Here is a 10,232-nt window from a genome sequence, read left to right as displayed (position 1 = left end):
ATGGATTACTTTATCATATTTTAACTTATCCAACCATCGAAAAAGGTGTCCAATACTATAATTGGAAACACGCTTGTTTTCTCTATGGATGATTATATTTGTGTCAAGCAAAGCTCTCATGATTTGGGGCCCCTTTCTATATAAGATAAGCAACTCGTAATATCAGTTTCATCAAAAAGCATATGATGAACATACAGATTGCAATTTATGCTTGTAGCAATCTCATGTGCCTTTTCGTGTTCTGCTTTTTGTAAAAGTAAAATTTGACTTTCGGAATACTCTTTTTTGTCTCGCATGGACAAATTTTTTATAATTTGTAAGGACGAGGCCTCTAGCAAAAGTATGGTTTCTATTTCCAGATCATAGAACACCCTACTCGGCAAAGTATCAACATTACCATTTATATCAAATATGCAAAAATGTCCGGCAAGAATAATACTAGGGGTCGATTTCAGAAGTTGCTTGACTTGTGAGGCCAAAATATTCTGATTAGCATCTTTGTCTCTAACCACTTTATTTGCTCCATAAGTTTCACCGTTGACTGCACTAATGAGATCACCGGCAGAAAAATCTGGGATTTTTAATGCAGTTGACAATTTATTACATAATGTGCTTTTCCCTACACCGTAAGTCCCGGCAACAAATATCGTCCCCATATGTATAACCCCCGTTTAACAATCCTTTATTATATATATTTTACATCAAAATCAAGTTGGAGTCTATCGTGTTTTTGGCAAATATCTTATGTTCGGGCCATGTTGGCCCGAAGTCGGGGCGGTCTGAATGGGCCGCCTCTTTCTCATGGAAAGGAGGAATGATTTTTGGCTACCACAACTTTGTTACAGCGCCATGCGGGCGAAGGCGAAACGATTGCTGAGGCTATCCGGGATTGTCTGGACTATGGCAAGGACCCGGAGAAAACAGAAAGCGGAAAGTATATCTCCGCTTATGAATGTGATCCGGCCACCGTGGCGGACGAGTTCCTTTTGGCAAAGGCCAGCTATGCCGCTATGACGGGCCGGGAACAGAAGAAAGAAAATAATGTGTTGTGCTATCAGATACGACAATCCTTCTATCCGGGCGAGATCACCCCGAAGGAGGCGAACCGTATCGGCTATGAGCTGGCTATGCGCTGGACAAAGGGGCGGCACGCTTTTATCGTTACCACGCACACCGATAAGCAGCACATCCATTGTCACATTTATTACAACTCCACCACCCTTGACTGCACCCGGAAATTCCGAAATTTTTGGGGCTCCAGCTTCGCCCTTCGGCGGCTCTCTGACAGGCTGTGCCTTGAAAACGGGCTGTCCATCGTGGAGAACCCGAAGCCCCGGAGCAAGGGCAAGTATCGGAACTATGGAGAGTGGCAGAAAGACCGGAAAGGGCCGCTTTCCTATCAGGACAGGCTGCGCCTTGCCATTGATACTGCGTTGGCGGAACGCCCCGCTGATTTGGACGAATTTCTCAATTTGATGAAGCGGGCCGGGTATGAGGTCAAGACGGTTCGAGGCGGCGGTATCAGCTTCCGGCTGACCGGGCAGGGACAGGAACGCTTCACCCGTCTGCGTGCCTCCACGCTGGGGGATGGCTACGACTTGCAAGATGTTCTGTCCGCCATTGAGGGCAAAGAAAAACGCCCCGGGCGCTCGGAGCGGAAAATCAGTCTGGCGGTGGATATTCAAGCAAAGCTGGCTGCCGGTAAGGGGCCGGGATATGAACGCTGGGCGAAGGTATTTAACATTAAGCAGATGGCCGCTGCTCTTGCCTATATACAGGACAATAACCTGACCGATTATGAGCAGTTGGCGAAGAAAGCCACCGAGGCGGCAGACCGTTTCCATGTTATTTCCGAACAGGTCAAGCAGACGGAACAGGCCATGAAAACCAATGCCGGGCTAAAGGCCGCAACGGTTCAGGATGCCAAAACCCGCCCAGTCTTTGAGCAGTATAAGGCGACGAAGTACAGCCGGAAATTCCTTGCGGAGCATGAGGCCGACCTTGAACTGTACCGGGCAGCACAAGCGGAAATGCGCTCTCTGCTGGGCGGGGCGAAGCTCCCTAAAATGGATGTGCTGAAGGAGGAAGGCCGCAAGCTCACAGCAAAGAAAAAACAGCTCTATGGAGAATACCAGAAGGCACGACGGGATATGCAGGAGATCGTCACGATCAAGGCGAACATTGACACTCTGATGGGCTACACCGAGCCGGGAAGAAAGCAGGAAAAGGAGCGTTAAGGTTATGAAAATAAGGAGCAAAGCGACGCTGACACTTCGGGCCATGTTGGCCCGAAGATACGGGTTTGGGGCGAGCCCCAACAAGCCGCCTTCGTGCCACTTGTGGCCACAGAGGCATTGCTTGCCACTTAGCGACAGCCCCTAAAATGACGCAAAAAAACAGAGGCCCTTATTCTGGAACCTCCGTTTCTCTGGCTTTCTTAATGCCTTCGGCTGTGGCTTCTATCACGACAAGCTCTTTTTCATTCATGGAGTTTAGAAGTACATCAATGTGCTTTCTACAAGAGCTTGACCTTGCCCCTCCGTCCGCATGAATAAACTGGTCAACTGAAACGTCAAACATAGTAATGAGTTTAACAAAAAGGTCGAAGCTGGGATATTGACCTTTGTTCTCAATATTCATAATGGTACGGGAGTCACGGTCTACTAATTCCGCAACATAGGCTTGTGTCCAGCCCTTTTCTTCTCTGGCTCGTTTGAGAGCCGCCCCGAGGCCGTGGAAGTCAAACCTTCTTTCATCTTGGTTCATTTTCATATCACCCTATATCATTCTACATTTCGGGTTGGATTATGAGAATGTAATGAAATTTTACATTAAGTAGTATTTTATTTCGTATCCGTGTAGGCTCTAACTTGTATTATTCGAGGCAGAGAACTATAATATATAGGGTTGAGCAAAACTCCGATTTGCTCATAAGGCTATACATTAAATAGTACTATCCAGCTCATTTGAGCTCTATATATTGTGACTCAACTTTGCAAAACGCGCGTTTTGCTCAACCCTAATAATATATCCTGTGGAGGTGCGAAATGGACTATATGACATTGAAAGAGGCTGCCGAAAAGTGGGGCGTGACCCCTCGACGGATAAACTATTATTGCGCCGGTGGCCGTATTCCCGGCGCTGTGAAGATGGCTACAATCTGGTTGATCCCGAAAGACGCGGAGAAACCTGTGGATATGAGGACAAAACAAGGAAAGGAATTAAAACATGAATAGAATATTGCTATTGGAGGATGATGTCAGTCTAATAGATGGCTTGGTCTACTCTTTGAAAAAGAATGAATTTGATGTTGAAGTTGCCCGTACAGTATGTGAAGCAAAACAATACTTATCCGAACTCGACCGATACGATTTATTGATTTTGGATGTTACTCTGCCAGATGGAACAGGATTTGACGTATGCGAAAGAGTAAGAAAAGAAAATCAGCAGATACCGATTATATTCCTGACTGCATCGGATGAAGAAGTCAGCATAATTCGTGGATTAGATAGCGGTGGGGACGATTATATCACCAAGCCTTTCAAACTGGGGGAATTGTGTTCCCGCATCCGGGCGCTGTTGCGTCGGGCCGGAGTTTCCAAAAGCGAAAAAAACACTTCTATGGAATGTGGCGACATTACCATTGATCTGTTGGGTAGCCGTGCAACCTTAAAGGGAAAAGCATTGGATTTGACAAGCGCCGAATATCGTTTGCTTTGTCTGCTGGTAAGAAACGCAAATCGCGTTGTGACAAGGGACATCATTCTAAATGAGCTGTGGGATGATACAGGAAATTTTGTTGATGATAATACCCTGTCCGTCTATGTACGGCGGCTTCGTGAAAAAGTGGAAACCAATCCGTCCCATCCAGAACACCTTATAACCATTCGTGGGTTCGGCTACCAATGGAAAGAGGTGTCTATATGAGTTTGTACCAAGATAGACAGATTAAAGGGTTCCTGCTATTTTTGACTTTGTTTGCTCTGCTGTTTGTAGGTACAGCAACCGTTTTGACTATTTATCAGGTGAACGATGCGGAAGTCCTATGGCTCAAACATGATGAAGCGGTTTCATCCTCACTTTTGGAACAGGGTGTTCCGAAAGAAGTGGTTGCAGTTGCCTTTACGAACACAGACATCAGTGACGATGGTAGGTCATTATTAGCGGCTGCGGGTTTGGGAAAACAGTCAGAAAGCAGTATGCGGCCTTATTTCAATCAATTTCAGCGTTCCGCTTTCTGCGCCATGCTATGCACTGTGCTATTTTTTCTCTTTGTGCTTGCCATAGGAATATTTATTTTTTTCTGGAAAAGGAAGCGATTGTATCAACAGGTCGACAGAATATTGCTAAATTACATCAACGGGGATTACTCTTGTCATTTACCGCAGAATTATGAGGGGGCTATCTACCAAGTGTTTTCTTCGATAGAACAGCTTGCAACTATGCTCCAATCCAAAAATGAAACAGAACGTAAAGCAAAAGAGTTTTTGAAAGACACCATATCCGATATATCTCACCAGCTCAAAACGCCTCTGGCAGCCCTCACTATGTATCAGGAGATCATTGAAAGTGAGCCAGAAAATGCAGAAACGGTCAAACAGTTTGCGGCGAAGATGGGTATTTCTCTAAAGCGTATGGAGCAGTTAATCTTATCCATGTTGAAGATAACCCGACTGGATACGGGAAACATCATTTTTGAGAAAAAAAGTTGCCGTGTGTCCGAGCTGATAGCTCATTCAGTCAATGACCTAACCACCAGGGCTAAAAGCGAAAGCAAGCAGATTCAGATAGATGGCGATGGTGAACAGCAGCTTATTTGTGACATGGAATGGACAGGTGAAGCGATTGGAAACATTGTAAAAAATGCACTGGATCACACGCAAGCTGGCGGTATTGTCCGTATTACATGGGAGCGCACTCCTGCTATGTTTCGGATTTTTATTTCTGATAATGGTAACGGCATAGTCCCGGAAGATATTTACCATATCTTTAAACGCTTTTATCGCAGCAAACATTCCCTTGATACACAAGGAATCGGGCTGGGGCTTCCCCTTGCCAAGTCCATTATTGAGGGTCAAAACGGTGTTATCTCCGTACAAAGTGAAGTCGGAAAAGGTACGCTGTTTACACTATCTTTCCTTACGGATCTGTAAGGTCAAATTCACCTGCTTGTAAGCTGTTTTTGCTATCCTTTTGAGAAAGGAGGTACTGATGACTATGGAAATATTGAAAGTACAAGATTTATGTAAAACTTATGGCAAGGGTGAGGCGAAAGTCGAAGCGTTGAAGAAGGTTTCCTTCTCCCTGGATAAAGGCGAATTTGCTGCCGTTGTGGGTGAATCCGGTTCTGGCAAAAGCACATTACTGAACTGTATTGGAGCTTTGGATACCCCTACTTCCGGCCACATTTGGATTGATGAACAAGACCTGTTTTCCATGAAAGAGGAACAGCGCACGATTTTCCGCCGTCGTAATATCGGCTTTATCTTCCAATCCTTTCAGTTGGTTTCCGAGCTGAATGTGGAGCAGAATATCATGTTTCCGCTTCTTTTGGACTATCGCAAACCAGACCCGGCAGCAGTAGAAGAAATTTTGGAACTCTTGGGACTTACCGAGCGTCGACATCACCTGCCGAGCCAACTATCCGGCGGACAGCAGCAGCGTGTTGCCATTGGCCGGGCGTTAATCACAAAGCCCAAACTGATTCTGGCAGATGAACCTACTGGCAATCTGGACAGCAAGAATAGTCAGGATGTTATCGCCCTGCTTACGCAGGCGTCCCGTCGCTATCAGCAAACAATCCTGATGATTACCCACAATAAGGATTTGACTGCATCCGTTGATCGGGTGTTCCGGGTATCAGATGGCGTTTTGACGGATTTGGGAGGAAAAACAAATGAAGCATTATCTTGACCTTGTTCCCATATCCGCAAAAATCCACAAGAAGCAAAGCAGAATGTCTATTTTCTGCATTGTGCTGGCGGTATTTCTGGTTACAACTATTTTTGGAATGGCAGATATGTTCATCCGCAGCCAGATTTTGCAGGCACAGCAGGAGTCTGGGAATTGGCATATTGCCATTAAGAATATCAGCAATGAAGAAGCAGCAATTATTGCTTCACGCCCTGATATTGAAGTATTTTCACCGTATGGCGTACTCAATTATCGTGGAGATTTAGGCTACACTTTGGGTGGAAAAGATGTAGCGATATGCGGTTGTGATGAAAGCTATATAACTGAAATCTGGACTGACCAACTTGAAGAAGGTGTTTTTCCACAGACAAGTAATGAAGCGTTGGTGACTGAAAATGCAAAGCAGATAATGGGTGTTGCGATTGGTGATCCCATTGCCGTAGAAACTCCTGATGGCGATAAACTGAATTTTACCATATCAGGATTTATGAATAATACCGCCTCGATCATGAGTGGCGACTCCTACGGCATCATTTTGAACACAGAGGATTACTGCGCGATTTATCCGAATGTATCAGACGGGGAGCCGAATGATTACGGCATTATGTTTTTTACTCAATTTGCAAACACAAGAAATATACAAGGGAAAATTGCAGATTTGAAAGAACAATGCAATTTATCGAATGAACAAATATCTTCCAACAACAATCTGCTTGGATTGCTTGGACAAAGCCGCGTTCCCTTTTTGTTACAGGTTTACTTGGCTGCGGCTGTATTGTTTGTACTGGTAATGTTAGCTGGTATTATGATGATTGCAAGCAGCCTGAACAGCAATGTAGCCCAGCGTACCGAATTTTTCGGCCTTATGCGCTGTATCGGTGCAACACCAAAACAGATTATGCGCTTAGTACGGAAAGAGGCGCTTAGTTGGTGCCGTTTGGCAATCCCTGTGGGTATTTCCATCGGTATAGTTGTCATTTGGGTCTTATGTGCGATTTTGCGTTTCCTAAGTCCGGAATTTTTCAAAGCGATGTCTACATTCGGATTTAGCGTACCAAGTATTCTTGCAGGAATCGTTGTGGGCTTGGTAACGGTTTTGTTCGCTGCCTATTCTCCGGCAAAGAAAGCAGCAAAAGTATCTCCGTTGGCAGCGGTTTCCGGTAATGCAAACGACTTGGAGCCTGCAAGAAATGCTGCTAATACACAACTGCTTAAGATTGATACAGCACTTGGAATTTATCATGCAAAAGCAAATCGGAAAAATCTGTTTTTGATGACAAGCTCATTTGCTCTCAGTATTATCCTTTTCCTTTCATTCTCTGTAACAGTTGAGTTCATGCAGCATACCTTAACACCGCTCCAACCTTGGACAGCAGATTTATCTATCATAAGCCCTGATAACGCCTGTGCTATTGACAAAGCATTACTTGATGATCTAAAGGAAAATCCTGTTGTGGATTTAGCGTATGGAAGAAAATTTGCATACGAGGTTCCGTCTGTCACAAACGGTATTGAAAAAAAGATGGATTTAATCTCTTATGAGCAGTATCAATTTGATTGGGCAAAGGACTATTTATTAGAGGGTTCTCTGGAATCTGTGCAAACTGATTTAGGGACGGGCTTAATTGTTTATAATTCGCAGAACACAATACAAATAGGCGATACTGTATCGTTGAATACAAACGGACAAAGTAAAGAAATCCAAATCGTGGGAATGTTGTCCGACTGTCCGTTTTACAGTGCCGCCGGTGTTGGAACAATTATTTGTTCAGAGGATACATTTGAACAAATTACTGGCGAGTCGAAATATACGGTTATTGATGTGCAGTTAGTGAAAGGCACAACAGACGAAGATGTTTATGTGATCCGCCAAATGGTAGATTCCTCATTTACTTTCGCTGATGAACGCATGGGTAACAGCAGTACCATGGGAACTTACTATTGTTTTTGGCTGTTCATCTATGGATTCCTCGTCCTAATTGCAATGATTACAATTTTTAACATAATCAATAGTATTTCCATGAGTGTGTCTGCACGGTTGAAACAGTATGGCGCTTTCCGTGCTATCGGCGTTAGCATGGGACAGCTAAGTAAAATGATTGTTGCAGAAGCCTTCACCTATACCATAATCGGCGGTGTAGTTGGTACGGTGTTGGGACTGTTTTGTAACAAGCTATTGTTTGGAATGTTGATAAGTTATAGATGGGGGGATGCTTGGACTCCTCCATTACCAGAGGTAGCTGTTATTCTGTTGATTGTCGTAAGCTCTGTAATTCTGGCTGTGCATGGGCCAATCAAGAGAATACGCAATATGTCCATTGTTGATACAATCAGCGCACAGTAATTCTACTTTTGAAGCGGGTGGCTTTAGAAGCCGCCCACTTTTGTCTTACAAATTCGTAAGTTGAAATTCACCTGTTTGTAAGCTGATTTTTTTATAATTAAGTTGATGAAAGAGAGGAAAAAATGAAAAAAATCCTTTCCACCAGAGTATTGGTGAAGATTTGTGTATTAACAACTATACTGCTGGTTTTGATAATCTATACTATATGGGGCAATTCAGCATTGATGGTAAGTATGGTTAATATCTCCAGCGATCGCATAGCATCTGCCTTTTCTAATTTTCGGATTGCACAAGTGTCCGACTTGCATAATGCTGAATTTGGAGAAAGCAATACAGAATTGATAGAATTGCTGTCTGAACACGAACCGGATATTATTGTGATAACTGGAGATTTAATCGATGCTGGACATACAGACATTGAGATTGCGTTTGATTTTATAAAACAAGCTGTTCAAATAGCCCCTGTCTACTTTGTAACTGGAAACCACGAAGCTAACTTCTCACATTATGATCAATTCAAAACAGGGCTTGAAGCGTCTGGCGTAACTGTCCTTGAAGATGAAGCAATACAGTTAGTGCATAACAACGAAATGATTACCCTTATCGGGCTTTCTGATTCTGACTTTACGATTAAGGGCGATATGTTTAATGAAGCGCCAGCCATGGTCAACACAAAATTGAATAGCCTTATTGATGACGAAAACAGTTACACTATACTGCTATCACATCGGCCAGAGTTATTTGAAACCTATGTATGCTGTGGTGTTGATTTGGTTTTATGTGGTCATGCACACGGAGGGCAGTTTCGATTACCTTTTATTGGGGGGCTCGTTGCCCCCAATCAAGGACTGTTTCCTAAATATGATTCCGGCCTTTATACAGACGAAAAGACAAATATGGTTGTTAGCCGCGGCCTTGGAAATAGTATTATTCCATTCCGATTTAATAATCGTCCAGAGGTTGTATTAGTAGAACTTAACACCGAATAACGATACTTCAACCGAATATTGAAATGATCTGCCGCACGACGGCAAAAGAAAAAAGCCGTCGTAGAGCAGACAATTTGACACGCCCATTTGAAACGGCGGCTTTGATTTTCAGAGCCGCCGTTTCTTTTCGTCTACCTTAAACCAACGACGACCTAATACCGTGTAAATCCACGGCGGCATATAGGAGGATTGCCGCCGTGTCTATTTTTGCCTTTTTTCACAGTACACATGATCTACACCAGCTAAAAAAAGCGTAGCTCCCCCTCCGGGACAGTCTGGTTATAAATGTGAAATCAGGCAGTACATAAATGAATATGTAACTTCATGCGTTCGTGTGGCTTCATGCCGCCCGGGCGCTTTTGTGTTCTTATGGGGCTGCTTCGGGTCATGTTGGCCCGAAGTCATTCCCCGGTGCCGCTCCCCGCGCCTTCGTTTCGGTCACTCGTCAACCAACAACCGAAACGGAGGTCAATATGGCTATTATCAATTTGCGGGACTATTACCCATTCTATACATCGGATTGCTTCATGGAAGTATCGGAAGAAGTTGCAGAAATGTTCAAAGAGTTTGATCGTAAAGAGGCTGCCTACCGGCTGCGTACATACCGCCACAAAGCCTACTATTCCCTTGATCGGGATGACGGGCTGGAGCATGAAGCTGTCTTTGTTGCCTTATCTCCCCATGAACTGTATGAGCGGAAAGTGACCATGCAGGAACTTCACGCAGCGATTGCCAATCTGCCGGACAAACAGGCAAAACGGATTTATGCTCATTTCATTCTCGGCATGACCAAACAGGACATTGCCCGGGCAGAGGGCGTCCATGAAAAAGTGGTTCGTGTCGCAATCGAGCGAGGTCTGCGGCGCTTAGAAAAAATTTTGAAAAATTCTTTGTAAGGCGTACCGATTTAGACCGGAAAATGAAATGGTTTATGAGAGGCAAAACACTTCGGGTCACAATGACCCGAGGTTCAGACAAGCCTCATG

Annotated in this window: 10 protein-coding genes; 8 read left to right on the top strand and 2 right to left on the bottom strand. The window is 44.3% G+C overall.

Annotated elements, in window-relative coordinates; genetic code table 11:
* Positions 1-116: 116 nt before the first annotated feature.
* A complete protein-coding gene (locus HUU89_RS14105) occupies positions 117-656 on the bottom strand; it encodes an ATP-binding protein (protein WP_117891143.1) in 540 nt (179 codons plus the stop codon).
* A gap of 165 nt (positions 657-821) precedes the next feature.
* On the opposite strand from HUU89_RS14105, the gene HUU89_RS14100 reads away from it, so the two are divergent.
* Complete coding sequence (locus tag HUU89_RS14100; RefSeq protein WP_175302096.1) at positions 822-2,237, top strand: relaxase/mobilization nuclease domain-containing protein; 1,416 nt, start codon at positions 822-824, stop codon at positions 2,235-2,237.
* 169 nt (positions 2,238-2,406) lie between these two features.
* Here the strand turns inward: HUU89_RS14100 and HUU89_RS14095 are convergent, their stop codons facing one another.
* Positions 2,407-2,772 (bottom strand): helix-turn-helix transcriptional regulator, encoded by a 366-nt coding sequence (locus HUU89_RS14095; RefSeq protein WP_012741669.1) that lies wholly within the window; start codon positions 2,770-2,772, stop codon positions 2,407-2,409.
* 275 nt (positions 2,773-3,047) lie between these two features.
* Between HUU89_RS14095 and HUU89_RS14090 the strand changes: the two genes are divergently transcribed.
* From HUU89_RS14090 to HUU89_RS14060, 7 genes are all read left to right on the top strand, one after another.
* Positions 3,048-3,236 (top strand): helix-turn-helix domain-containing protein, encoded by a 189-nt coding sequence (locus HUU89_RS14090; protein ID WP_012741668.1) that lies wholly within the window; start codon positions 3,048-3,050, stop codon positions 3,234-3,236.
* Positions 3,229-3,927, top strand: coding sequence for a response regulator transcription factor (locus HUU89_RS14085; RefSeq protein ID WP_012741667.1), 699 nt, complete (start codon positions 3,229-3,231; stop codon positions 3,925-3,927). The genes HUU89_RS14090 and HUU89_RS14085 overlap by 8 nt, the downstream gene beginning before the upstream one ends.
* Positions 3,924-5,153, top strand: coding sequence for a sensor histidine kinase (locus HUU89_RS14080; RefSeq protein ID WP_041253889.1), 1,230 nt, complete (start codon positions 3,924-3,926; stop codon positions 5,151-5,153). The genes HUU89_RS14085 and HUU89_RS14080 overlap by 4 nt, the downstream gene beginning before the upstream one ends.
* A 64-nt stretch (positions 5,154-5,217) precedes the next feature.
* Positions 5,218-5,913, top strand: a complete 696-nt coding sequence (locus tag HUU89_RS14075; protein ID WP_041254460.1) for an ABC transporter ATP-binding protein — start codon at positions 5,218-5,220, stop codon at positions 5,911-5,913.
* Positions 5,897-8,257, top strand: a complete 2,361-nt coding sequence (locus tag HUU89_RS14070; protein ID WP_175302095.1) for an ABC transporter permease — start codon at positions 5,897-5,899, stop codon at positions 8,255-8,257. The genes HUU89_RS14075 and HUU89_RS14070 overlap by 17 nt, the downstream gene beginning before the upstream one ends.
* A 122-nt stretch (positions 8,258-8,379) precedes the next feature.
* Entirely contained in the window at positions 8,380-9,246 is an 867-nt protein-coding gene (locus HUU89_RS14065) for a metallophosphoesterase (RefSeq protein ID WP_012741662.1), read from the top strand.
* Positions 9,247-9,719: 473 nt separating this feature from the next.
* Positions 9,720-10,142 carry an RNA polymerase sigma factor gene (locus HUU89_RS14060; protein WP_175302094.1) on the top strand — a complete coding sequence of 141 codons (423 nt, stop codon included), beginning with the start codon at positions 9,720-9,722 and terminating at the stop codon, positions 10,140-10,142.
* The last annotated feature ends 90 nt before the right edge of the window (positions 10,143-10,232 follow it).

The organism is Faecalibacillus sp. H12 (genome assembly GCF_013361255.1).
Lineage (GTDB): Bacteria > Bacillota_I > Bacilli_A > Erysipelotrichales > Coprobacillaceae > Faecalibacillus > Faecalibacillus intestinalis.
Note: the sequence above shows the minus strand (reverse complement) of the source record. Positions and strands in the feature narration are given on the sequence as shown.